27 protein-coding genes and 2 tRNA genes are annotated in these 25,678 nt (G+C 35.3%); 27 read left to right on the top strand and 2 right to left on the bottom strand.

Annotated features, from left to right (window positions below; all coding sequences use genetic code 11):
• Positions 1-71 precede the first annotated feature (71 nt).
• Positions 72-926, top strand: a complete 855-nt coding sequence (locus HFD15_RS10415) for a methionyl aminopeptidase (RefSeq protein WP_003129519.1) — start codon at positions 72-74, stop codon at positions 924-926.
• A 31-nt stretch (positions 927-957) separates the two neighbouring features.
• Complete coding sequence (locus tag HFD15_RS10410; RefSeq protein WP_010905463.1) at positions 958-1,851, top strand: YihY/virulence factor BrkB family protein; 894 nt, start codon at positions 958-960, stop codon at positions 1,849-1,851.
• Between the two features lie 94 nt (positions 1,852-1,945).
• Here the strand turns inward: HFD15_RS10410 and HFD15_RS10405 are convergent, their stop codons facing one another.
• Positions 1,946-2,392 (bottom strand): GtrA family protein, encoded by a 447-nt coding sequence (locus HFD15_RS10405; RefSeq protein ID WP_003129522.1) that lies wholly within the window; start codon positions 2,390-2,392, stop codon positions 1,946-1,948.
• A gap of 137 nt (positions 2,393-2,529) precedes the next feature.
• Between HFD15_RS10405 and HFD15_RS14365 the strand changes: the two genes are divergently transcribed.
• From HFD15_RS14365 to HFD15_RS10355, 11 genes are all read left to right on the top strand, one after another.
• A complete protein-coding gene (locus HFD15_RS14365) occupies positions 2,530-2,922 on the top strand; it encodes a hypothetical protein (protein ID WP_235586262.1) in 393 nt (130 codons plus the stop codon).
• A gap of 87 nt (positions 2,923-3,009) precedes the next feature.
• A complete protein-coding gene (locus HFD15_RS14360) occupies positions 3,010-3,261 on the top strand; it encodes a hypothetical protein (protein WP_235586261.1) in 252 nt (83 codons plus the stop codon).
• 31 nt (positions 3,262-3,292) lie between these two features.
• Positions 3,293-3,568, top strand: a complete 276-nt coding sequence (locus tag HFD15_RS10395; RefSeq protein WP_058208577.1) for a DUF1294 domain-containing protein — start codon at positions 3,293-3,295, stop codon at positions 3,566-3,568.
• Positions 3,569-3,673: 105 nt separating this feature from the next.
• Complete coding sequence (locus tag HFD15_RS10390; protein ID WP_023189594.1) at positions 3,674-3,850, top strand: DUF3272 family protein; 177 nt, start codon at positions 3,674-3,676, stop codon at positions 3,848-3,850.
• Positions 3,851-3,953: 103 nt separating this feature from the next.
• Positions 3,954-4,883, top strand: coding sequence for an HPr(Ser) kinase/phosphatase (hprK, locus tag HFD15_RS10385; RefSeq protein ID WP_167593616.1), 930 nt, complete (start codon positions 3,954-3,956; stop codon positions 4,881-4,883).
• Between the two features lie 63 nt (positions 4,884-4,946).
• On the top strand, positions 4,947-5,732 hold the full coding sequence (lgt, locus tag HFD15_RS10380) for a prolipoprotein diacylglyceryl transferase (protein WP_167593617.1): 786 nt from the start codon (positions 4,947-4,949) through the stop codon (positions 5,730-5,732).
• A 166-nt stretch (positions 5,733-5,898) separates the two neighbouring features.
• Positions 5,899-6,318 carry a DUF948 domain-containing protein gene (locus HFD15_RS10375; protein WP_003129531.1) on the top strand — a complete coding sequence of 140 codons (420 nt, stop codon included), beginning with the start codon at positions 5,899-5,901 and terminating at the stop codon, positions 6,316-6,318.
• 29 nt (positions 6,319-6,347) lie between these two features.
• Positions 6,348-6,911: a YtxH domain-containing protein gene (locus tag HFD15_RS10370; protein ID WP_015425946.1), complete on the top strand. Its 564-nt coding sequence runs from the start codon at positions 6,348-6,350 to the stop codon at positions 6,909-6,911.
• A 132-nt stretch (positions 6,912-7,043) separates the two neighbouring features.
• A complete protein-coding gene (gene gndA / locus HFD15_RS10365) occupies positions 7,044-8,462 on the top strand; it encodes an NADP-dependent phosphogluconate dehydrogenase (protein WP_058208576.1) in 1,419 nt (472 codons plus the stop codon).
• Between the two features lie 180 nt (positions 8,463-8,642).
• Positions 8,643-10,655: a potassium transporter Kup gene (locus HFD15_RS10360; protein WP_010905466.1), complete on the top strand. Its 2,013-nt coding sequence runs from the start codon at positions 8,643-8,645 to the stop codon at positions 10,653-10,655.
• 224 nt (positions 10,656-10,879) lie between these two features.
• Positions 10,880-12,895, top strand: coding sequence for a potassium transporter Kup (locus HFD15_RS10355; protein WP_003129537.1), 2,016 nt, complete (start codon positions 10,880-10,882; stop codon positions 12,893-12,895).
• Between the two features lie 65 nt (positions 12,896-12,960).
• Here the strand turns inward: HFD15_RS10355 and HFD15_RS10350 are convergent, their stop codons facing one another.
• The gene (locus HFD15_RS10350) at positions 12,961-13,131 is read right to left on the bottom strand and encodes a DUF3042 family protein (RefSeq protein ID WP_011675764.1); all 171 of its coding nucleotides are present in this window, start codon (positions 13,129-13,131) and stop codon (positions 12,961-12,963) included.
• A 195-nt stretch (positions 13,132-13,326) separates the two neighbouring features.
• Between HFD15_RS10350 and HFD15_RS10345 the strand changes: the two genes are divergently transcribed.
• From HFD15_RS10345 to greA, 14 genes are all read left to right on the top strand, one after another.
• On the top strand, positions 13,327-13,992 hold the full coding sequence (locus HFD15_RS10345) for a YitT family protein (RefSeq protein ID WP_003129540.1): 666 nt from the start codon (positions 13,327-13,329) through the stop codon (positions 13,990-13,992).
• 138 nt (positions 13,993-14,130) lie between these two features.
• Positions 14,131-15,015 carry a tRNA (adenosine(37)-N6)-dimethylallyltransferase MiaA gene (gene miaA / locus HFD15_RS10340; RefSeq protein ID WP_025016860.1) on the top strand — a complete coding sequence of 295 codons (885 nt, stop codon included), beginning with the start codon at positions 14,131-14,133 and terminating at the stop codon, positions 15,013-15,015.
• Positions 15,016-15,097: 82 nt separating this feature from the next.
• A complete protein-coding gene (locus tag HFD15_RS10335; protein WP_023189600.1) occupies positions 15,098-15,766 on the top strand; it encodes a hypothetical protein in 669 nt (222 codons plus the stop codon).
• A gap of 169 nt (positions 15,767-15,935) precedes the next feature.
• Positions 15,936-16,832, top strand: coding sequence for an SPFH domain-containing protein (locus HFD15_RS10330; protein WP_003129543.1), 897 nt, complete (start codon positions 15,936-15,938; stop codon positions 16,830-16,832).
• Between the two features lie 98 nt (positions 16,833-16,930).
• Positions 16,931-17,002: transfer RNA gene (locus HFD15_RS10325), tRNA-Arg, on the top strand.
• 204 nt (positions 17,003-17,206) lie between these two features.
• Positions 17,207-17,467, top strand: a complete 261-nt coding sequence (locus HFD15_RS10320; RefSeq protein WP_023189601.1) for a SemiSWEET family transporter — start codon at positions 17,207-17,209, stop codon at positions 17,465-17,467.
• A 156-nt stretch (positions 17,468-17,623) separates the two neighbouring features.
• A tRNA-Lys gene (locus HFD15_RS10315) sits at positions 17,624-17,696 on the top strand.
• Between the two features lie 127 nt (positions 17,697-17,823).
• Entirely contained in the window at positions 17,824-18,747 is a 924-nt protein-coding gene (rnz, locus tag HFD15_RS10310; protein WP_003129545.1) for a ribonuclease Z, read from the top strand.
• Positions 18,740-19,441: an SDR family oxidoreductase gene (locus tag HFD15_RS10305; protein WP_015425952.1), complete on the top strand. Its 702-nt coding sequence runs from the start codon at positions 18,740-18,742 to the stop codon at positions 19,439-19,441. Before rnz ends, HFD15_RS10305 begins: the two co-directional genes overlap by 8 nt.
• A 165-nt stretch (positions 19,442-19,606) precedes the next feature.
• Positions 19,607-21,835 carry a single-stranded-DNA-specific exonuclease RecJ gene (gene recJ, locus HFD15_RS10300; protein WP_058208573.1) on the top strand — a complete coding sequence of 743 codons (2,229 nt, stop codon included), beginning with the start codon at positions 19,607-19,609 and terminating at the stop codon, positions 21,833-21,835.
• Positions 21,836-21,957: 122 nt separating this feature from the next.
• Positions 21,958-22,470: an adenine phosphoribosyltransferase gene (locus tag HFD15_RS10295; RefSeq protein ID WP_012897343.1), complete on the top strand. Its 513-nt coding sequence runs from the start codon at positions 21,958-21,960 to the stop codon at positions 22,468-22,470.
• Positions 22,471-22,686: 216 nt separating this feature from the next.
• Positions 22,687-23,250 (top strand): DNA-directed RNA polymerase subunit delta, encoded by a 564-nt coding sequence (rpoE, locus tag HFD15_RS10290; protein WP_012897344.1) that lies wholly within the window; start codon positions 22,687-22,689, stop codon positions 23,248-23,250.
• A gap of 135 nt (positions 23,251-23,385) precedes the next feature.
• Positions 23,386-25,038: an endolytic transglycosylase MltG gene (gene mltG / locus HFD15_RS10285; protein ID WP_058208572.1), complete on the top strand. Its 1,653-nt coding sequence runs from the start codon at positions 23,386-23,388 to the stop codon at positions 25,036-25,038.
• A 59-nt stretch (positions 25,039-25,097) separates the two neighbouring features.
• Positions 25,098-25,571: a transcription elongation factor GreA gene (gene greA / locus HFD15_RS10280; RefSeq protein ID WP_033899645.1), complete on the top strand. Its 474-nt coding sequence runs from the start codon at positions 25,098-25,100 to the stop codon at positions 25,569-25,571.
• The last annotated feature ends 107 nt before the right edge of the window (positions 25,572-25,678 follow it).

Here is a 25,678-nt window from a genome sequence, read left to right as displayed (position 1 = left end):
AGTCACTTCAAAACATTAATTTAAATAAAAAGAACTGAGTTTTTCTCAGAACTTTAGAAGGAAAGAATAAATTGATTACATTAAAATCGCAACGTGAAATCGAGCAAATGGAACGTAGTAGCAAAATTTTGGCAGATATCCACATTGGGCTTCGTGAGTTGATTAAACCAGGGATTGACATGTGGGAAATTGAAGAATATGTCCGCAAAGTTTGTAAAGAAAAAAATGTTTTACCTTTACAAATCGGAGTGGATGAAGGAAATTATAATCCATTCCCTTATGCTACTTGCTGCTGTTTGAATGATGAAGTGGCTCACGCATTTCCACGTCATCAAATTCTTAAAGATGGTGATTTGATTAAGGTTGACATGGTTCTCGGGTTGGTTGAAGATGGTTCTGTTGATGTTTCAAAACTTAATTTTGACGATGCTGAATCAATGGTTAAATATCAAGAAGAATTCCGCGGTGGCGTTGCTGACTCTTGCTGGGCTTATGCTGTAGGCCAAGTTTCTGACGAAGTAAAAAACTTGATGGATGTGACCCGCGAATGTCTCTATCTTGGAATTGAACAAGCCAAAGTAGGCAACCGCATTGGTGATATTGGGGCAGCTATTCAAGAATACGCTGAAAGTCGTGGCTATGGTGTCGTTCGTGACCTTGTAGGACATGGCGTTGGACCAACAATGCATGAAGAACCAATGGTGCCCCACTACGGACGTGCTGGACGTGGACTTCGTTTACGCGAAGGAATGGTCTTAACCATTGAACCAATGATTAACACTGGGGGTTGGGAAATTGACCATGATGGTGAACGTGGTTACGTTACACTTGACGGAAGTTTATCATGTCAATACGAACACCAGTTTGTTATCACTAAAGATGGTCCTGTGATTTTGACTTCTCAAGGCGAAGAACGGACTTATTAATAAGTAAAAGGAAAAACAGATGAGAGGAAAGATGAAAAAAGTTATACAAAAAATTGCTGAGCTAACGACAACTTTTATGACTTTTTTCAAAAGTTCAGAAATGAGTCTGTCTTCAATTGCTGTTGCTTATTACCTTTTACTTGCAATCTTTCCTCTAGGATTGATTGTTGGAAATATTTTACCCTTCTTACATATCAATACAACAGCTTTATTGAGCTTTTTGTCTGAGCAACTCCCAAGTGATGTTTACAAAGGAATTGAACCAGTCATTAATAATCTCTTAAATCAAAGAAATACAGGCTTACTTTCACTCTCTGTTTTAGCAGGATTTTGGACCTTTTCAAGGGCCTTATCTGCTCTACAAATGTCAATGAATAAAGCTTATGAAGTCTTTAATCATCGAGATTTTATTGTCAGTCGAATTATCGGTTTAGCTGCCGGATTTGCGATTTTACTCTTTCTTTACTTTTCAATTGTTCTCTCTACTTTTGGACAATTAATTCTTGAACAAGTTCATCGCTTATTTCCTTTTGATGATCATCTCTACCGAACTTTACACAATATGACTTTACCAGCGATTGCTGTAGCGACCTTTTTATCTTTGATGATGCTTTATTTTATCCTACCAAATGTTAAAATAAGAAAATTGAGATACACCATGCCTGGAACAATATTTTCAACCTTTGTTCTTGTTTTTCTAACCAACTGGATTGCAAAATATGTTAGCTTTGCTCTTCAGCGATTAGATGACTTGAAATTGATTGGGTCATTGGTTGTCTTTGCACTGATGATTTGGTTTATTTTCATCGCCCGCGTTTTGATTATTGGCGCCATATTAAATGCTGTTTATCAAAAAACAAAAGTTGGTAAGATTGAAACACGACGTGGTGAAATTGTTGAATTCATCAAGGAAATTAGAAAATAAAAAATACTAATAAAAATGAAAAAAAATACTGACAGAAAATCTGTCAGTATTTTTTTTCATCTTGTCAGTAATTTTCTATCAGTAAAAAATTAGTTTATTCTGTTAAATTTTTATCTTTTTTGAAGACAAAGAATTTTGAATAAAGATAGTTAATAACAATAATTAAAACTTGAACGACGAGGTTAAGAGCAGCAACCATATTATTTTTAGAAAGTCCAAAAAGATTCATCAAAATATCAGGATGTTGATCAATGAACCACCAGTTAATAAAGATGGATAGGAGTAAAAGAACAATTCGTCCTGAAGTAAAATTGATGAAATCACGTAATAAGTTTGATGATTCATGTTTGAAAACAAAAAGTTTATTGGTAAAAAATGCAAAAATAATACTTGAAGCTTGAGCGGCAGTTTCTGAACCCCAGCCAGAATGCCAAGCTTGCCAAGTTAACCATTTGACAAAGGCATAAACTGCTGTTGCTAGGACTCCAAAAATGAGATATCTAACAGTTTCAGACTTAAAAAGATTCATGAGTTTTTTCATGAGGTAATTATATCACACTCTTTTAATAGACTCCACTAAAAGTAGCAATTTAACAGATGTTTCAAATAAAAAGGGAAATAGGGTATAATAACAAAATATATATAATAAAATCAGTGACAAAGAAAAGGAAATAATTTTTGAATCAAATGATGAAGAAAGTGGTTATTTTATTGCTCATCAGTGGCTTAGTTTTAGTCACACCTCATGCTTTTGCAACAGCAGGAGGATTTCGAGGGGGAGGAAATAGAAGTACAAGAACTGGCGGTAATTTTGGAGGTGGAAATACTAACAGCCATTATAGTAATACTGGTTCTAATAGCTATACTTCTAATTCGAGTACATCTAGAATGGGGAGCAGGTATAATAGAGGAAGGATTTGGAAATGGCTGATTGTGCTTGCCGGTCTCGGATTTTATTTTATAAGAAATAGAGTTAAACTTCCCTTTAAAAAAAGAGGTTATTTTCAAGAAAAGACATTAAATGATTCAGCTTTGTCAGCAGAAATAGAAGCAATTTTTCTAAAAGTTTAAGATGCTTGGGATAAACATGACTTACGAGCTTTGTCCGAATCTTATGGTGATAATTTATATGAAAAACATGAAAAAATTCTCCAAAAGATGAGTGACAAAGGTCAAATTAATCACACGCGTAGTGTGGTTTTGGATGGAATCACGCGTTATAAAGAAGTAAAAGATAATCAATTTGAAGTTGACCTCTATTTTGTAGCTATTGACTACCTTGTTTCTGTTAATTCTGGTCAAACTATTGCGGGAAATACTCAGGAAAGACGGGCGTTTAAACAACGTTGGACTTTTAGTGGTCAAAAAGGGGCTCTTCGAGTTGAGAAAATGAAAGAATTTAAAATCTAATGATATTTAGTATAGATGTGAAGGGAGAAAAATGATTCTTTATTTATTAGTTTTATTAGCAGTTTGGAATCTTATTGTTTTTGTTTTTTATGTGGTGGATAAGTACAAGGCCCAATATCATCTGTGGAGAATTCCTGAAAAATTTTTACTTGCACAAGCACTTTTAGGTGGAGGGATTGGAGCAATTTTGGCTGGGCATCTCTGTCATCATAAAACTAGAAAATGGTATTTCAATCTCTCATGGTACGTGGGACTATTGGTTGATGCTGGACTTATCTTTTTAATTATCAAATTCTTTGCTAAATAAATCATCAAATTGAAAATCTTTTTAGAAAATAAAAAGCTTTTTTTATTAAGTATTATTCAACACAATCCATTGACATTTCTGGCTTAAAAATGTCATAATAGAGGCATGCCTAAACAACGATTTTATTCTTTTATGATTGGAACGGTACTTGAAGCTTGGATTTTCAGCTGGTCCTTCCTATCTGCTTCGTGGTTTTTAGCCACGTTTTTCGGCTTTCTTTTATTACGCCGAATCTTCCTTGCTTATCGCTTGGATAAATTTATACGTGATATGAAAATGTGATTTTTATCACAATTTTTATTATAAAAGTACTGACAAAGTTTTATGACGAAAAAATATTCTCTGTCAGTTGTTCTTATTTATGAAATAATAGGGGAGACTTACAATGGCGGTTTCAGTTCAAGATTTACTTGACAAAATTCATTTTCATGTGATTTACTCAACAGAAACAGCATTACAAAAAGAAATTACAACTTCAGAAATTATGCGCCCAGGTTTAGAAATGGCTGGGTATTTTGATTATTTCACACCCGAACGAATTCAACTTTTTGGGATGAAAGAATGGTCATACATGATGACTGTAGTTGGAGATAATCGCTATGACCTCTTGAAAAAAGTCATGGCTAAAGAAACACCGGTTGTTATTGTTGCACGTAATTTAGAAATTCCTAGTGAAATGGTGGCAGCAGCTAAAAAGTCTGACATTGTTTTACTTCAATCGCGTGAAGCAACCAGCCGATTGAACTCAGTATTGACCTCATTTCTTGATGAACGTTTAGCTGAAAGAACGACTGTTCATGGTGTTTTGATGGATATTTTTGGGGTCGGCGTTCTTATTCAAGGGGCTAGTGGGATTGGTAAATCAGAAACTGGTCTTGAGTTAGTCAAACGTGGCCACCGATTAGTTGCTGATGACCGTGTAGATGTTTTTCAACGGGATGCATTCACACTTTCTGGGGAACCCGCAGAAATTTTGCGCAATATGATTGAAATTCGTGGCGTTGGGATTATTGACGTGATGAGTCTTTTTGGTGCTGGTGCTGTTAAAGATTCAACGGATATTGATATGGCTATATATTTAGAATACTACGATAAGGAAAAATCTTTTGACCGTTTGGGAAATGCACCGACTATTGTTGAATTTTCTGATGTTGAAGTCCCACAAACCCGCATTCCTGTAAAAACTGGGCGGAATGTGTCAGTAATTGTTGAAGCTGCGGTTATGAATTTTAGAGCTAAGCAAATGGGCTTCGATGCCACAAAAACTTTTGAAGACCGTCTCACTGATTTAATCAGTCATAATAAAGAATCATAAGATAAAACTTAGAAATTACTGACCGAAAATTCTGTCAGTAAATTTAGAAAACTGATAAAAAATATGAATAATCTATTTCCCTTTTTAGCTTTAAATAAGATTGCACTCCAATTAGGGCCGCTAGCCATTCACTGGTATGCTATTTTTATTGTGGGCGGTGCCGCATTAGCCGTTTGGCTCGCATGTAAAGAAGCCCCAAAGCGTAATATAAAAACCGATGATATTATTGATTTTGTTCTCTTTGCCTTTCCTTTAGGAATTGTTGGAGCGAGACTTTATTATGTCATTTTCCAATGGTCTTACTATAGTCAACATCCTTCACAAATCATTGCCATGTGGGATGGTGGCGGAGCCATCTATGGAAGCTTAATCGCTGGAGCAATTGTCCTCTTTGTCTTTAGCTACTATCGAATGATTCATCCGCTAGATTTGCTTGATATTACTATCCCGGGTGTTTTTCTTGCTCAGGCAATGGGACGTTGGGGGAATTTTGTCAATCAAGAAGCCTATGGAAAAATTGTTTCAAATTTAGACTGGCTACCTGCTTTCATTAGAAATCAAATGTTTATTGATGGTCATTATCGAATGCCTACCTTCCTTTTTGAAAGTATTGGTACACTAAGCGGTTTTATTCTGGTCATGGTCTTTAGGCATCGAATTAAAGGATTAAAACGTGGGGATATTTTTAGTTTCTACCTCGTCTGGTATGGAGCCGTTCGTTTTATTGTTGAGGGAATGCGAACAGATAGCCTAATGTTAGGACCTACTCGTGTGTCACAATGGCTTTCAGTTTTATTAGTAATTGTAGGACTTGTTCTCTTTATTTATCGCAGAATGAAAAAAAATTAAGAAGTCTATCCTGAAGGATAGACTTCTTGTCATAAAAAAATGTAAGTTATATTAGAAAATAGCGAAACAATTTGTTATAATGAAGTCAAATAGAATCGCTTTCATCAAAATGAAAGAAGATTGAAAAAATGGGTGCTGATTTATACCCGAATAAAGAGGAGGAAACGTGGGAAATATTGCATTATTGATTATCGCGATAGCATTTGCTGTATTGGTGGTCTTCTTAGTTATTGTATTACATAAAGTTTCTAAGGTTGTTGAAGAAGCCAACCGTACGGTTAAATTAGTTTCTAGCGATGTAGATGTCTTACTTCATCAAGCTGATGGCATAATGACTAAAGCCAATACCTTGCTTGATGATGTTAATGGGAAAGTCGCCACGATTGACCCTTTGTTTACAGCGGTTGCTGACTTGTCTGAAAGTGTTTCAGACATCAATGCTTCAAGTCGTAAACTTGTGACACGTCTTAATAGAGGTTCAACAAAACGAAAAACAACCTCAGCTTCAGCAGTAGTTTTGGCAAAAACAGCCAAAAAATTCTTTGTTAAAAAAGATAAAACTGAAGCGGGTGTAAAAGTAAATTAAACTTGCTTACGAAAGAAAGGACTTAACCGATGTCAAAAAAAACAGGATTTCTAGTTGGTGCTTTAGTTGGTGCCGCAGCTGCTCTATTTTTAGCTCCTAAAAAAGGAAGCGAACTCCGCGAAGGGGCTGGAAAAATTTATGATGATTTAAAAGAAAACCCTCAAGAAACATTGACTGGAATGAGAGATACTGCTCTTGATTTCTCAGCTGAAAAATTTAATGAGATCAAAGAAAAATTTGATTCAGGTGAAATTTCAGCTGACAAGGCCAAAGAATTTTTGCTTTCAAAACGTGATTTAATTATGGAAAAAGTTGACTCAGGTGAACTGTCTAAAGATTCAGTTGTTGATTTCTTCAATGATACTAAAGATGCTGTCGTTGAAAAAATTAATTCAATGAAAGACAGTGGAGAAGAACTCTTTGATGAAAATGAATCAGACATCTCAGAAGAAGCCGCAGAAGTTGTGGCTAAGTTCAGTGATGCCAAAGATGAAGTGAAAGAAGATATTGATACTGAGTCTCTTGCTGAAGAAGCGAAAAAAATTGCTGACAAAGCCAAAGAATTAACAAATTTTCCTGACGAAAAAGAATAAAATTTAAAATCTGTCTTTAAGGCAGATTTTTTTGTCATGTAAAATATTTACATACTTAACTATGGTAATTGGAAATAAATTGCGTTATACTATATATTATAGAATATAAAGAAATACTCTGGAGGATTTCAAATGGCACAAGCAAACTTTGGTGTTGTCGGAATGGCTGTAATGGGGAAAAACCTTGCACTCAACGTAGAGTCACGTGGTTATACCGTTGCAATTTACAACCGTACGACTTCAAAAACTGAAGAAGTTTATAAAGAACATCAAGATAAGAATCTTGTTCTCACTAAAACACTTGAAGAATTTGTTGGAAGTCTTGAAAAACCACGTCGTATCATGCTCATGGTTCAAGCAGGAGCAGCGACAGATGCGACAATTAAATCACTTTTACCACTCTTGGATAAAGGCGATATCTTGATTGATGGTGGAAATACTCATTTCCCAGACACAATGCGTCGTAATGCTGAACTTGCAGACTCAGGTATTAACTTCATCGGTACAGGAGTTTCTGGTGGTGAAAAAGGTGCGCTTTTAGGCCCATCAATGATGCCTGGTGGTCAAAAAGAAGCCTACGATTTGGTTGCACCAATTTTTGAACAAATCGCAGCTAAAGCTCCTCAAGATGGTAAACCATGTGTGGCTTACATGGGAGCAAACGGTGCTGGACATTACGTTAAAATGGTTCACAACGGAATTGAGTACGGCGATATGCAATTGATTGCTGAATCTTATGATTTGTTGAAACGGGTTCTTGGTCTTAGCAATGCAGAAATTCAAGCCATTTTTGAAGAATGGAATGAAGGCGAACTTGATAGCTACCTCATTGAAATCACTAAAGAAGTATTGAAACGTAAAGATGATAAAGGCGAAGGCTACATCGTTGATAAAATTCTTGATAAAGCAGGAAACAAAGGAACTGGTAAATGGACTTCAGAGTCTGCCCTTGACCTTGGTGTACCACTTCCATTGATTACAGAATCAGTATTTGCTCGTTACATTTCAACTTATAAAGATGAACGTGTTAAAGCAAGCAAAGTTTTATCTGGCCCAGCGGTTAATTTCTCAGGCGATAAAAAAGAAGTCATTGAAAAAATCCGCAAAGCGCTATATTTCTCAAAAATTATGAGTTATGCTCAAGGATTTGCTCAACTTCGTAAAGCTTCTGAAGAATTTGATTGGGACTTGCCTTACGGTACAATTGCACAAATTTGGCGTGCTGGATGTATCATCCGTGCAGAATTCCTCCAAAATATTACTGATGCTTTCGACAAAGATAGCGAACTTGAAAACCTCTTGCTTGATGACTACTTTGTAGACATCACAAAACGTTATCAAGAAGCTGTTCGTGATGTAGTTTCACTTGCTGTTCAAGCAGGAATTCCAATTCCAACATTCACATCAGCAATTAGCTACTACGATAGCTATCGTTCTGAAAATCTTCCAGCTAACTTGATTCAAGCCCAACGTGATTACTTCGGTGCTCACACTTATGAACGTACAGACAAAGCTGGAATCTTCCACTACGACTGGTACACAGAAGATTAAGTTGAAAAATAATTAATTAAAAGCTAGAATTTTCTAGCTTTTTTTCTTATAAATTTTGCAGTATTCTTTAGACCATTTTTTAACAAAAAATCAAGAAATTGTTATATGATTTAGGTAATCAAATGTGAATTATTTACTTTGATAAATTTTATGGAACTAGAGAAAGTTGAGGAAATTAGAATGGGTTATGAATCTAATCGCTCATTTAATAAAGCAACAGGTGCCGGTTTCATCATCGCAATGGGAATTGTTTATGGCGACATCGGAACGAGCCCTCTTTACACAATGGAATCAATTGTCCAAGGCCAAGGGGGGCTTGAGCGAATCTCAGAAACGTCAATTATTGGGGCACTTTCGCTCATTATCTGGACGCTGACATTAATTACAACAGTCAAATATGTGTGGATTGCTTTAAAAGCGGATAATAATCATGAAGGCGGAATTTTTTCATTATTTACTCTCGTTCGCAAGTATGCAAAATGGTTAATTATTCCGGCAATGATTGGTGGTGCTGCTTTGCTTTCTGACGGAGCCTTAACACCTGCCGTAACGGTTACGTCAGCAATAGAAGGCTTGAGGTCAATTCCAGCTTTTCATGAAGCTTTTGGTCAGCAGCAATTACCGATTGTTATTATTACTTTGGCGATTTTAGCGGTCTTATTTTTAATTCAACGATTTGGAACTTCAATCGTTGGTAAAGTGTTTGGACCAGTCATGTTTATTTGGTTTAGTTTTCTTGGAATTACGGGTTTGATTAATCTCTTTGGTGATTTTTCTGTTCTTCAAGCAATTAATCCTTATTGGGCAATTCATTTACTTTTAAGCCCAGAAAATAAAGCTGGAATTTTTGTTTTAGGTTCAGTCTTTCTGGCAACGACGGGCGCAGAAGCTCTTTATTCCGATTTAGGACACGTTGGTCGGGGAAATATTCATGTCAGTTGGCCTTTTGTTAAAGTTTGTATCATCCTATCCTATTGTGGGCAAGGGGCTTGGCTTTTACAAAATCGCGGAAAATCATTAGGAGATATCAATCCATTTTTTGCTGTCCTTCCTCAAAATTTAATCATTTTTTCAGTAATTTTAGCAACCTTGGCGGCAATTATTGCCTCACAGGCATTGATTTCTGGTTCATTTACTCTTGTGTCAGAAGCTATTCGTCTTAAACTCCTTCCTCGATTAAGAATTTTTTATCCAGGAGAAACTTTCGGACAATTATATATTCCAGCCGTAAATTTGGGACTCTGGTTGGCAGCGAGTTTTATTGTTGTCTATTTCCAAAGTTCTGCTCACATGGAAGCGGCTTATGGTTTAGCAATCACAGTAACCATGCTTATGACAACAACATTGTTAACTGTCTATTTAAGTCACTATCAAAAAGTTAAAAAAGTATTGGTTGGCCTATTTTTCACCGTTTTTATCTTTATTGAAGGCTTGTTTTTTGCAGCTTCCGCTGTAAAATTTATGCATGGCGGTTATGTCGTTGTGATTATTGCTGCCATGATTCTATTTGTTATGGCAATCTGGCATAAATCTGATCAGCTTTTTTATAAATATCTTAATTCTTCAAATCTTAATGATTATAAAGAACAAATGGATAAACTCCGCAAAGATGAAACTTACGACCTTTATCATACGAATGTCGTTTATTTAACGGCTAAAATGGATAAAGAATGGATTGACCGTTCAATCTTGTATTCTATTTTGGATAAGCGTCCTAAAAAAGCTAAAGTTTACTGGTTTGTGAAGGTTAATGTTACAGATGAGCCTTATACTTCTGAATACGAAGTGGATATGCTAGGAACTGATTTTATTGTCTGTGTTAATCTATATCTCGGTTTTCATATGCGTCAAGAAATTCCTCGGTATTTACGGACGATTGTGACCAACTTGATGGAGTCAGGACGATTACCACAACAAAATCAAACTTATAGTATTACACCAGGACGAAAAGTTGGAGATTTCCGTTTTATTATTTTAGAAGAAAAACTAATTAATGCAAGACAAATGCCTGGCTTTGAACGATTTGTTCTTCAAACAAAAGAGCAAATTAAAAAAATTACAGCTTCGCCAGCACGTTGGTTTGGTCTTCACTTTTCAGAAGTGACGGTTGAAACTGTTCCTTTGGTTCTCTCGGATGTTAAAAATTTGGAAATTCACGAACGAATTTCAGAAGAAAATCAAGGAGAATCATAATAAAATAAAAGCAATCAAAAGATAGCTTACTGTTGCTATCATCGCTTTTGTGATGATTACTGTATTATATATAAAACTGTGAGAAATAAATAAATATAATTTCCCGCAGTTTTTTTTGAATAAACAGGGGATAATCTGCTATAATAAAGCTATTAAAAAACGAGCTACGCTTCGTTTTATTTTATTTGACTATTTTCGTTGAAGAAAGTTGAGGAGTTACAAAAGTGGGTCAAGTACACTTACATAATCGGTCGTTTAATAAAGCGACATCTGCAGGGTTCCTGATTGCATTAGGGATTGTTTACGGTGATATCGGAACAAGTCCACTTTATGCCATGCAGGCCATTGTTCGAGGACAGGGAGGATTAGCAAATCTTTCTGAAAGCTTTATTTTGGGGGCTGTTTCTCTTGTAATTTGGACTTTAACATTGATTACAACTGTTAAATATGTTCTGATTGCTTTGAAAGCAGATAACCATCATGAGGGGGGAATCTTTTCACTCTTTACCCTTGTGAGACGGATGAGAAAATGGCTGATTATTCCAGCAATGATTGGTGGGGCGACATTATTAGCGGATGGAGCATTGACTCCTGCGGTGACGGTCACGTCAGCCATCGAGGGTTTAAGAGGAGTAACACATGTTTACTCAAATCAGACGGCAGTCATGGTAACAACTTTGATAATCCTTGCCTTTCTCTTTTTGATTCAGAGGTTTGGAGCAAGTTTGGTTGGTCGTTTATTTGGACCAATTATGTTTATCTGGTTTGGCTTTTTGGGTGTAAGTGGATTGATTAATTCTTTTCTTGACTTATCAATTTTAAAAGCAATTAATCCATATTATGCGATTCACTTATTGTTTAGTCCAGAAAATAAAGCTGGTTTCTTTATCTTGGGTTCTATTTTCTTGGTAACGACAGGGGCAGAGGCACTTTATTCTGACTTAGGACACGTTGGGCGTGGAAATATTTATGTCAGCTGGCCATTTGTTAAGATTTGTATTATCTTATCTTACTGTGGACAAGGAGCTTGGCTTTTAGCTCACCGTGGTGAACACATTGAAAAACTTAATCCTTTCTTTGCTGTTTTACCTGATAATATGGTTATTTATGTCGTTATCTTATCAACATTGGCGGCGATTATCGCCTCTCAAGCACTGATTTCGGGTTCATTTACTTTGGTGTCTGAAGCGATTCGTTTGAAACTTTTGCCATTGTTCAAAATTTATTATCCAGGGCAAACTTTGGGACAACTTTATATCCCAGCAGTTAACTTTGCTCTTTGGGTAACGACTTCATTCTTTGTTTTGTATTTTAAAACTTCAGAACATATGGAAGCCGCTTATAGCTTGGCCATTACCATCACTATGTTGATGACAACAACACTTTTGACTTATTTCTTAATTCAAAAAGGAACGCCAAAAATTGCCATTGCAATTATTTCTATCGGTCTCTTTTGTATTGAAGGCTCATTCTTTGCTGCTTCTCTTGTCCAATTTATCAACGGAGCATATATTGTGGTTCTGATTGCCTTGGCAATTATCTTCGTGATGTTCATCTGGAACAAGTCACACAAGATTGTCATGAAATATATCAAATCATTGAATATTAATGAGTATAAAAATCAACTTAATGCTTTGCGTCATGATGAATCTTATGATTTATATCAAACAAATGTGGTTTATTTAACAAGCAAAATGGACCATGAATGGATTGACCGTTCAATCTTATATTCAATCTTGGATAAACGACCAAAACGTGCAGAATGTTATTGGTTTGTAAATGTAAAAGTTACTGACGAGCCTTATACTTCTGAGTATAAAGTAGACATGATGGATACTGACTTTATTGTTCGTGTGAATCTCTATCTTGGATTCCGTATGCGTCAAGAAGTTCCGCGTTATTTAAGAACAATTGTGACGGATTTGATGGAATCAGGACGTTTGCCACGTCAGCATCAACATTACAGTATCACTCCAGGACGTAAAGTTGGAGATTTCCGCTTTGTCGTTGTTGAAGAAAAGCTAATGAATGCACGTCAAATGCCAGGTTTCGAGCGTTTTGTTCTTCAAACTAAAGCACAAATCAAGAGAATTACGGCTTCCCCAATTCGTTGGTTTGGTCTTCAATTCTCGGAAGTAACTGTTGAAACAGTTCCCTTGGTTCTTTCAGATGTACGTAATTTGGAAATTCATGAACGATTGGAACAGGTGGATGAAGCAGAAGCTTCAGCAACTCATTAAATAATATAAAAAAACTTACTGACAAAATTTCTGTCAGTAAGTTTTTATTTCTGTCAGTAAAATTTTTAACGAGCAAGTCGTTTTCTAGCGGCTTCTTTTCGTTTTTGAGCGATAAATTCGGCCTTGTCAGCAGAAGGAAGATAACCTTTTTTCTTGGCAATTAACAGGGCTGTACCTGCAACAAGAATTTCGACAGATTTTCCAATGAGATAGCCTTGGATAAATTTATTTTTCATTTAGTGGACTCCTTTATATTTTATTTAAAAATTGCTCTACCTTCATTATAAATCAAAAAATGTGAAAACGCTAACGAAGCACATTTTAAAAAGAAAGACTCTTTAATAATTAACTGGTTAAGGTTAAGATTAGGTGCATGTGATATATTAGTAGCAGTTGTAATAAATAAATGATAAAGAAAGAAGGTAAGAAATATGACAATTATAGGTGTAAAAATTGACAAAAAGTTTATGAGGGACTTACTCATACTTATTTTAGGTGTCGGACTTTATGTACTCTCAGTTCAGTTATTCGTCATCCCTAATCGTCTAGCAAGTAATGGTGTCGCTGGTTTTTCTGTACTTATGGATTTTGTTTTTGGCATCAACCCAGCCTTGACTTTCTTTTTGGTAAATGTACCACTTTTCATTTTCGGAGGACGTTCGCTTCCGCGGAGAATTTTACTACTGAGCATTCCTGGAGCGCTTGCCATGAGTGGTTGGTTAATGATTTATGAAGCATTAGGAGTTACTGGTTTCCAATTCTCACATGTTATTTTTGCAGGAATTTTCGATGGACTTCTTTCAGGATTCGGGGCAGGATTAGTTATTATTTCTGAAGGAACATTTGGAGGATCAATCTTATTGAGCCGAATTTTGGAGGAGCAATGGAACTTTAAAATTGACAAGGTTTTGTTTATGGTCGATGTGGTCGTTTTAAGTGTTTCCTTATTAACATTCTTGTCACTTCCTAACTTTGCGGTCACACTACTTTCATGCTATATCTTTAGTAAAATGACTCTGATAGTGGGACGTGAGGATTATCGAAAATCGTTAATGAATCGTGGAAAAAGAATTTATCAAAAAGTTTTTGCTGCATAAAAACTTTAAGAATAATAGAATAAAAATTACTGATAGAAATTGAGCTGTCAGTAATTTTTTCTTGTCAGTGCTTGAATTTACAGGCTATTTCTGAAATAATAGAGAATGAAAATGGTGAGAGTGAGTCATAAAAAATAAATGAAAAATAATAAAGTTTTAGTGGTTGTCGGGCCTACAGCTGTGGGGAAAACAGCACTTGGCATTGATTTAGCAATCAAATTTAATGGTGAAATTATTTCTGGTGATTCTCAGCAAGTTTATCAAGGATTAGACATTGGAACCGCTAAGGTGACTATGGCTGAACAAGCTCAAGTTCCTCATCATTTGATTGATGTACGTAAATGGACAGAAAATTTTTCGGTTCATGATTTTGTCATTGAAGCTAATCAATTAATTAAAGAAATTCTTGACCAAGGAAAAGTGCCAATTATCGTCGGAGGAACTGGCTTATATATTCAATCTCTTATCGAAGGTTATCATCTTGGCGGACAGGAAAATCATGAGGAGATGATGAAACTTCGTGAAGAATTATCTCTTTTATCTGATGAGGAATTGTTTGCAAAAGTGATTAAAATAAATCCAGAAGTTCCTGAGTTAAATCGTAGACGGGCGATTCGTTTTTTGGAGCTGCAAGCTTTCGGCTCTCAAGATGAAAATTTGGGTTCTGATTATGATTTTTTGCTTATAGGATTAAATGCTGACAGAAAAGTGCTTTATGATCGAATTAATCAACGGGTTGATCAAATGATGCGTGAGGGCTTATTAGATGAAGCTAGAACTTTGTATGAGCAAGCACCAGAAGTTCAAGCGGCAAAAGGGATTGGTTATAAAGAATTTTTCCCTTATTTTTCAGGGGACATTAGTTTGGAAGAAGCTGTTGAGTTGGTCAAAAGAAATTCAAGACGCTATGCCAAGCGACAATTGACTTGGTTTAAAAATCGAATGTCTGTCGAATTTGAAGATGTTTTTTCAAAAAATTATCCTGACCCAGTTTTTGATAAAGTCAGTCAGTTTTTGAACTGACGCATTTCCTTAAAAATGTTATAATGAAAAAGATTGAAAAAAGGACTTTATAAGTAAATTTTATTAAAAATGGAGAGAAAAAATGACTGATAAAAAATGGATTGATTTGGGAATGAAATATGGTGGCTTCATGGCTCAAGACCATATCTTTTTAGAAAATAGATTAGCTGCCTTGACCAATGTAAAAGATAAAAGACTTTTGGTGACTCCACCAGCATCAGTTTTAAATGCTTATTTTGCTGAACTTTATCAAAAACGCTCACCGAAAGATGCAACAGATTATTTCTTTGAACTTTCTAAAGCTTTTGATATTTTTGAAGAAAATCCAGATTTTCAACTTGAAGGAAAAAATGGTTATGAAAATTTCAGATTTATTCGACTCAATCTTTCTGGAAAATCATTTGGTTTTTCATATAAAAATGACGCAGAAGAAGCAATTATTTTCAGTGAATTTCCGGTAAAAGTGACAGCCGAATTGATGTTTGAAATTGCACAGATTTTCCCGCATTATCTATTAGTGGAAGAAGACGGAAAATTGACAATGAAACCTGCTCAATTTCAAAGTGAATTTGAGAAAGTGAAAGACCTAACAGCACTAACAGAACAAGCAGAAAATGGGGAATATATTCGCTTAGCCGGCTATAATATTGAAGATTTATTAGAACAAGCCGAAGAAATTGGCTTCTTAAGTCCTTTATGCTTTGGGCGTGACGGACGTAAACACTTTATCTATATTACAAAAGGTTTTTAATCGTTAGTTAATAAACTATCAAAAAAATTGCATTTATCTTTGATAAGTGATAGACTATGTGAAAACGGTTACTGGCGATGCTGTCAGTAATTAATAAGACTGAATTTTTCATAATTACTGACAGAAAAGTTTGTCAGTAACTTTTGGTCAAATATAAGGAGGAACTTTTATGATTTTTATTCCACTCGTTGTTTTAGCAATTATCCTGCTCATTTTAATCTTTAGTTTGAGTACAATTGTATTTGTTGTTAAACAACAAACTGTTGCAATTGTTGAACGTTTTGGGAAGTATCAATTTACTGCAAACCCTGGTTTTCATTTGAAACTTCCTTGGGGAATTGATCGGATTGCTGCTCGAGTTCAATTGCGCTTATTACAAACAGAGATGACAGTTGAAACTAAAACTGCGGATAATGTTTTTGTTACGATGAATATTGCAACGCAATATCGAGTAAACGAACAATCCATCAAAGATGCATACTATAAGTTAATGAATCCAGGTGAACAAATTAAGGCTTATATTGAAGATGCCCTTCGTTCAGCAGTACCAAAATTGACTTTGGATGATGTTTTTGAGAAAAAAGATGAAATCGCTCTTGAAGTTCAAAAAACAGTTGCTGAAGAAATGCAAACTTACGGTTATATTATCGTAAAAACATTGATTACTAAAGTAGAACCTGATGCTGAAGTTAAGCAATCTATGAATGAAATCAATGCGGCACAACGTAAACAAGATGCCAGCCAAATGTTGGCAAATGCTAATAAAATTCAAGTTGTAACTGCCGCTGAAGCAGAAGCTGAAAAAGACCGTCTGCATGGGGTAGGGATTGCTGAACAACGTAAGGCTATTGTTGACGGTTTGGCTCAACAAATTACCGAAATCAAAAAGCTTGGTGTGGCGCTTGATGAAGAACAAATTATGGCGATTTTGTTAACTAACCAATATTTAGATACCTTGAATCAATTTGCTGCAGGTGGAAATTCAACCATTTTCCTTCCAAGCGGAGCTGAAGGAGCAGAAAGTTTAAGGACTCAGATTTTATCAGCCATTAAAGCAGGTAAATAAAGTAAAAATGGAAAGCTATCGATGGATAGCTTTTTTTATTATAGCAAGCTTCTTCTTGCAATTTTTTTTGAAATTAGGTAGAATAAAGTGATTGTAGCGCGTCCGTAGTGTAATGGATATCACGTAAGATTCCGGTTCTTGAGATGGGGGTTCGATTCCCTCCGGACGCATTTAATTAAGTAAATAAACCGCTCGGTTGAGCGGCTTTTATTGTTTTTGTGCTAAACATGTGCCAATGACTGCGTTTTATAGAATCCTAAATATGTTATAATAAGATATTGACTCGAAGGTAAAATGACTAGGTTTTAAATTTAAAAAATAGTTAGAATGAAACCGAGAGTTTTTTGATATTATCATTTTACAGGAGGGCTTTTATGAATCAAGAGAAATTTATTAAGTATTTAAGTTGGGTAGCGACTGGGATGTCGGTAATGATGTATGTGTCATATCTTCCGCAAATTGCTAACAATCTTAGTGGAATCAAAGGAAATCCTATTCAGCCCCTTGTTGCTGCAATTAATTGTACACTTTGGGTCACTTATGGAATTGGCAAAAAGCCTAGAGATTTAGCTTTGGCAACGGCAAACTTTCCAGGTATAATTTTTGGATTGGTCACATTTTTTACTGCCCTTTGATGATGAAAAAAATGATTAATTGGACATGTGTGTGGCCATTATCAGAGATAAATAAATAATAAATTTTAAAAAAATAAAAAAATTACAGCTGAGACTAGAAATTTCAGAAAGTCTGTGTTATAATATATTTCGTCGTGAAAATGACGCTTTAAGCATGACTCGTTAGCTCAGTTGGTAGAGCATTTGACTTTTAATCAAAGGGTCGCTGGTTCGAGCCCAGCACGGGTCACTAATTTATTGAAGAAAAGATTGTGGGGAAGTTTCACAATCTTTTCTTGTTTTAGAAAATAATTCTCATTTTTGAGAAAATAAAGTTTTAATTTGCCTTAAGGTGAGTTGAAACTGATGGAGGTTCAATGGAAATCCAATTTTTAGGGACTGGGGCTGGTCAGCCTTCTAAATCAAGAAACACTCAGGCAATTGCCTTGAAAATGCTTGATGAGCGTAATGAAATTTGGCTTTTTGACTGTGGTGAAGCAACGCAACATCAAATTTTAAATACGACAATTAAGCCACGAAAAATTACTAAGATTTTTATTACACATTTACATGGGGATCATATTTTTGGCTTGCCTGGTTTTTTGTCTAGTAGGAGTTTTCAAAGTTCAGATGAACAAACTGATTTGGAGCTTTATGGCCCTGTGGGAATTAAAGATTTTGTTTTGACCGCTCTTAGAATCTCGGGTTCACGCTTAGCTTATCGTATCAATTTTCATGAAATTGATTCGGCTGGAAAAATCTTTGAAGATGATAGTTTTGAAGTCCATACAGATTTGCTTGACCATACTATTTTCTGCTTGGGTTATCGCGTCGTAGAAAAAAATCGAATAGGTGAACTCGATGCCAATGCTTTAAAAGAAGCTGGGCTTCCTTTCGGACCCCTTTTTGGTAAAATAAAAAAAGGTGAGATTGTTCAGTACGAAGGAAAAACTTTCGATCCTAAAGATTATATCGGAGCGGATAAAGCTGGTAAAATAGTCACGATTTTAGGCGATACAAGAAAATCGAATGTTGCAGTACGCTTAGCTTATGGAGCAGACTTATTGGTTCATGAGGCAACTTATGAAGCAAATGAAAGTAAAATGGCAAAAGCACATGGTCATTCAACGACTAAACAAGCAGCAGACGTCGCCAAAGAAGCCGGAGTTAATCGATTGTTATTGACTCATATTAGTGCACGCTATGTTGGACCTTTGGTTGGACAATTGGTGCGTGAGGCACAAACTGTTCATTCCAACACTTTTGTGGTTAAGGATTTTTACGAGGAAAAAATTGGTTAGAAATATTGTAATTACAGGTGCAACTGGTGATATTGCTAAAGAAATTGTCAAATCTTTATCTAAAGAAAATGACCATTTAATTTTGGTTTCACGTAGCCGTAAGGCTCTGATTGAACGCTATGGTCAGCTTGAAAATGTTACATTACTGACCAATGATGAACTTTTGACTAATGAACAATCTTTTGTTGTGGATATTTTGATTAATAATGCTGGTTTTGGTATTTTTAAAGAATTCACTGAACTTACTGATGGGGAAATTACAGAACAGTTTGTCATTAATACGTTAATGCCAATCCAGTTGACCAGATTATTAGAACCGAAAGTTCAATTGATTAATATTGCTTCAATTGCTGGAAAGTTACCAACAGGTAAATCATCAATTTATGCTGCCTCTAAGGCGGCTTTGATTACATTTTCAGATGCTTTGCGTATGGAAAATCCACAATTAATTGTGACAACTGTGAATACTGGACCTGTAAAAACCAAATTTCACAAAGATAATGGAGATTATCTGGAAAAGGTGGGGAAAAATGCAATTTCAGCATCTAAAGTTGCTGACAAAGTTGTGAATAACTTGGGAAAAAGGAAAAGAGAAATCAATTTACCTTGGACTTTATCCACAGCGGCCAAATTGCGAGCTATTTTTCCTTCGCTTTTTGATTTTATCTCTGCCAAATTTTTTAATTTCAAATAGAATTTTTTACTGATAGAAGCTTAATGCTATTTCTGTCAGTAAATTATAGAAAAGTTTAGGATTTTATTAAATAAAAGAAAAATAATCTCTAAACTTAGCCATTTTTTTCGAGTAATTTATGCTAAAATAATTGAATTGAGCATAGAAAAGATAAAGAGAATTAAAATGATAAAAGCAAAATATGATTGGAAAGTGGCTGATACAGCCATTTCCGAAGATTTTCTAAAGATAGCGAAAAAACATAAATTAGATGAATTGACAAGTCGCGTGCTTTATCAAAGAGGAATTCATGCAGAAGCTGAAATTGAGCAATTTTTAAAGCCAAGTTTAGAAAATTTACATGATCCTTTTCTACTTCATGATATGGAAAAAGCAACAGGGCGTATTTTATCAGCAATTGAGCAAGGTGAAAATATCTTAATTTATGGTGACTATGATGCTGACGGAATGACTGCATCATCAGTCATGAAATCCGCTCTGGATGAATTAGGAGCTGAGGCTCAAGTTTATTTACCCAATCGTTTTACTGACGGTTACGGGCCAAATCTTGACGTTTATCAGTACTATATTAAGAATGAAAATATCAATCTTATTATTACTGTAGATAATGGGGTTGCTGGCTTGGAGGCAATTACCTGGGCACAGGAAAATGGAGTGGATGTAATTGTTACCGACCATCACTCAATTCCTGACCAACTTCCCCCTGCTTATGCCATTGTCCACCCCGAACATCCTGACAGTCAATATCCTTTCAAATATTTGGCAGGAGTTGGTGTCGCCTTCAAAGTTGCCTGTGCTCTTTTAGAATATGCACCCAGTGAAATGCTTGATTTAGTTGCAATTGGTACAATTGCTGACATGGTCAGTTTGACTGATGAAAACCGAATTTTAGTGGCTCATGGTCTAAAAGTTTTGGCCCAAACAGAGCGTGCCGGCCTACAAGAATTAATGAAGTATGCTGGGGTTGATTTTGATAAAATCACTGAGGAAACGGTTGGTTTTCAAATTGCTCCTCGTTTAAACGCTTTGGGACGTCTCGATGACCCAAACCCAGCCATTGAATTGCTGACAGGTTGGGATGAAGATGAAGCGCATGAAATTGCCAAAATGATTGACCAAAAAAATTCAGAGCGAAAAGAAATTGTGGAAAAAATTCACAATGAAGCTCTGAGTATGCTGACAGATGAACCTGTTCAGATTTTATATCATAAGGACTGGCATAAAGGTGTCTTAGGAATTGTTGCGGGTCGCTTGTTAGAAGCCATACATAAGCCAGTAATCATGCTGGCCCAAGAAGATGGGATTTTGCGTGGGTCTGCTCGGTCAATCGAAAATTTTGATATTTTCAAGGCATTAAATGCCCATCGTGAACTTTTTATTGCTTTTGGTGGTCATAAACAAGCCGCAGGAATGACTTTAAGTCTGGAAAACGTAGAAGCAGTTAAAAAGGCGATGATTGATTATATCGTGGACAATCATTTAGATATGTCTAAAAAAAGTCCCTTAGAAATTGCTGACCGTTGCCACTTAGACGATATTTCGCTCTCAACAATCACTAATTTAGCAAAATTGGCTCCCTTTGGCATGGATAATCCTAAGCCTCGATTTTTAATCGAAGATTATAAGGTGATTCAAAGCCGAAGTATGGGGAAAGACAATGCTCATCTTAAATTAAAAATTCAGGAAGAAAAGCAACAAATTGATGCCGTTTATTTCCAACATGGTTCAGAAGAATTGGAATTCGAACAGGCACAAACAAAATTAGTCGCAACACTTTCAAGTAATAGTTGGAATGGAAATACGAGTCTTCAATTAATGATTGAAGATGCTGATTCAGTTGGTGTCGAACTTCTTGATATAAGAAGTAAACAAATTCCTATCCCAAAAGAGGCCAATATTTTTTCTCAAAATCAGCTAAAACATGGTATAATGGAAGATGTGCTTGTCATCGAAGAGACACCTGGAGATTTAACAGGTTTGTCAGTATTAAAAGAAGCTGTCAGTAAAGCAGCGTCGGATGATTTTAAAATGATTTATTTTAAAAATAAAATCACTGATAGCTATTATTTAACAGGAAGTGGAACACGAGAAGAATTTGCAAGACTTTATAAAGCAATTTATCAATTTCCAGAATTTGATATTCGCTATAAATTAAAATCACTTGCGGATTATTTGAAAATCCCTCATCTCTTGCTTGTCAAGATGATAAAAATCTTTGAGGAACTTGAATTTGTCAGCATTGACAATGGCTTAATGACCGTTAATAAGACGGCCGATAAACGCGAAATTTCTGAGAGTACAATTTATCAAGAACTAGAAAAAATTGTAAAAATGCAAGAACTTTTTGCTTTAGCACCCGTCAAAGAAATTTATCAAAATTTATTAGAAAAATAATTTCGTTTTTATAAAAAGTTACTGACGAAATCAGCTATACTCATAATAATAAAGCTGTCAGTAAAAATAACGAACTTATGTTAGAAAAAAGGAGCACTGACAATTCTGTCAGTAACAAAAACATGGAATTAAAAGACTATATTGCAACAATTGAAAACTATCCTAAAGAAGGCGTAGTTTTTCGCGACATCAGCCCTTTGATGGCAGACGGAAATGCCTATAACTATGCTGCTACCGAAATTGTTCAGTATGCAAGAGATAAAGAAATAGATATGGTTGTAGGTCCAGAAGCACGTGGTTTCATCATTGGATGTCCAGTTGCTTTTGCACTTGGTGTAGGATTTGCCCCAGTTCGTAAGCCTGGTAAATTACCTCGTGAAGTCATTGAAGCAACTTACGAAAAAGAATACGGAACAGACACACTCACAATGCATTCAGATAGCATCAAACCAGGACAACGTGTCTTGATTGTTGATGATTTGCTTGCAACTGGTGGAACAATTGCTGCTACAATTGAACTTGTTGAAAAAATGGGTGGAATTGTTGTCGGATGTGCGTTCCTTATCGAACTTGATGAACTTAAAGGTCGCGAAAAAATCGGAGATTACGATTATAAAGTTCTAATGCACTATTAATTTCTTTACTGTCGGTAGCCAATAAATGTTATTAGTATTCTTTTGATAAAAACAAGAGAGTATAGTTAAGCTAAAAGCAAGTAAACAGAGGTTTTTTGGCGTAAAATATTGACAGCAAGCTAATTTTGATATACACTATAAAAAGAAAATCCACATAGCGTTCGTTTTTTAGGAAATGAGCCTATATTTTATATTAGGAAAAGAGAGAGTAAAAACTTGAAAATTACAGCCTTAGAAGGACAAAAAATCTCAGAACTTTCAATGATTGAAGTTGCTCATGCTTTATTGGAGCAAAATGGCAAAGAAATGCAATTCTCTGAAATCATCAGAGCGATTCAAGATTATTTGGAAAAATCAGATGATGAAATTAAAGCTAGTATTTCTCGTTTTTATACAGAAATCAATACAGACGGAAGTTTCATTCCATTAGGAAATAATATCTGGGCACTTCGTTCATGGTACGCCATTGATGAGATTGACGAAGAAGTTATCGCTCTTGATGAAATTGAAGACGAAGAAGAAGAAAAACCAGCTAAAAAACGTAAAAAAGTCAATGCTTTTGGTATCGAAGACGAAATCGATCCAGAAGATGAAGAAGGCGCAAAAGAAACAACTGAAGAAGACATGTCATACGATACTCAAGCAGAAGACGAAGATAAAGATGACGTCGCTGCTTATGACGCAGAACTTGCGGAAGTTGAACTTGATAATGTAGATGAAGAAGTTGACATCGATGTAGAAGACGATGAAGATGATTCAGACGATACTGATGAAGACTAAAACACATAAAAGTGAGGCATCAGCCTCACTTTTATGAATATTCTCTTTTTATTTGTAAAAAATTAAAAGAACGGTTACAATTAGGAAAAGTAAAATTTTATTATTGAGCGAAAGCTAATCATAAGGAGAAAAAATTTGGTGGACAAAGAAACAACTGAATTTTCTCGAGGAAGTTTTAAAGAAAAAATACTTCGCCAACTTGAAGAAAATGCAGCGAAACAAGCAGAAACTAAGTTCCCAGACCCTGAAGATTTCGAACGTCCCAGCAGGAGTGACTCAGAAGAACCTGAGCGAAAAATCGAACCAAGGAAAGTTGATCTTGAGCCTTTCAAACTTCCCGTCTTTGATTTTCCAGCAGCGGATGAAAACGAAGAAGAACCTTTTGTAGAAAATGAAAACCTTTCAGAAGAAGGCGATTCATTGCGTCAAAATTTAGATGGAGTGGTTTCTGAGGAAATTCAAAACCAAGATATTCCTCCTCAATTTTCAAGAAGTGAATCAAAAGTTCAAGATGAAAAGGTTGAACAAGAACAATTTTCAGAAAAAAAAGAATCAGAAAAAATGGTTAAACATCAACCTTCAAGAAGAACCAACAGTTCTTCTAAAAAAACTTCTTCTAGCAAGAAAAATAAGAATAAGAACAAAAATAAGAAAAAGAAAAAAGTAACAGCAGGAAAAATCATTGCTGTGATTGTTGTTCTTTTAGTTTTAGTTGTTGGAGGAACTGGTTGGTATGGCTATAACTTTGTAAAATCTGGCATTCAACCTTTGGATTCTAAGAATGCAACAGCTAAGTCAATCAATATTCCTGCTGGTTCAAGTAGTAAGCAAATTGGTGAAATTTTGCAAAGACAATCCATTATTAAAAATGGAATGGTTTTTCAGTATTATACAAAATTTAAAAATTATTCAGAGTTTAAAAGCGGTTACTATAATCTTGCACCAAACATGAGCTTATCTACAATTGCTAGTAAACTTGAAGAAGGCGGAACAGAAAAACCTGTTGCTCCAACTTTAGGTAAAATTTTAGTTCCTGAAGGCTATACGCTAACACAAATTGCTAAAGCTGTGACAGTTAATAGTGGAAGCAATGAAAAGAATGCAAAAACGCCATTTTCTGAAGCAGACTTCATGAAAACCGTTCAAGACCCAACCTTTATCGCTAAAATGGTTAAGGCTTATCCTAAACTGTTCGCAAGCTTGCCAACAAAAGATTCAGGAATCAAATATCAGTTAGAAGGTTACTTGTTCCCAGCGACTTATGATTACACAAAATCATCGACAGTTGAATCAGTCATTGAAAATATGATTCAAGCAGCCAATACTCAGCTCACTCCTTACTATGATACAATTGCTCAAAAGAATTTGACTGTCAATGAAGTTTTGAGTTTAGCAGCTTTGGTTGAAAAAGAAGCCAACAATGATGATGATCGACGAAATGTTGCTGGAACCTTCTATAATCGTATGAATGCTGGAATGACTTTGGGTTCTAATCTGTCAATTCTTTATGCCGAAGGTAAACTTGGTGAAAAAACAAGTCTTTCAGAGGATGCTAATATTGACACCAACCTAGATTCGCCATATAATTTGTATGCAAATACTGGATTTGGCCCTGGTCCTGTTGATAGTCCAAGTTTATCATCTATTAAAGCAGTACTTGATCCTGCTCAAAATGACTACTTATACTTTGTTGCTGACGTAACAACAGGGAAAGTTTATTTTGCTAAAAACTTAGATGAACAAAATGCAAATGTTCAAAAATATGTGAATGATAAGATAAGTAGCTAAGCTATCATTAATTTAGATTTGATTAAAAGAGAAAAAAGTTTATAAAAAAGGAAAGAAATATAATGGAAAAAACATTCCCAATGACCCAAGAAGGGCTTGATAAATTAAAATTAGAACTTGAAAATTTAAAACTTGTGAAACGTCCAGAAGTCATTGACCGTATCAAAGTTGCTCGTAGCTATGGTGACCTTTCAGAAAACTCAGAGTACGAAGCAGCTAAAGATGAACAAGCCTTTATCGAAGGACGTATTTCAACTGTTGAAACAATGATTCGTTATGCTGAAATTGTTGATAACGCAAAAATTGCTAAAGACGAAGTAGCACTTGGTAAAAACGTAACTTTTGTTGAAGTTGGCGAAACTGACGAAGAATCTTATCAAATTGTTGGTACTGCTGAAGCTGACCCATTTTCAGGAAAAATTTCTAATGAATCACCAATTGCTCGAGTTTTGATTGGTAAAAAAATTGGAGACATCGTAAATGTACCACTTCCAGTTGGCGAAATGACAGTTAAAATTGTAAAAGTTGACTAATTATTTTAGAATATAATAAGTAAAAAAGCCGTTAGTAACGGTTTTTTTACTTTTCAACGCTTAAGTCTGTCAGTAAGTTAAAATTGCTATTTTTGGTAAAAATAATA

Source organism: Lactococcus sp. EKM203L (genome assembly GCF_011800585.1).
Taxonomy (GTDB): Bacteria; Bacillota; Bacilli; order Lactobacillales; family Streptococcaceae; genus Lactococcus; species Lactococcus lactis.
This window is presented reverse-complemented; position numbering and strand designations above follow the sequence as displayed.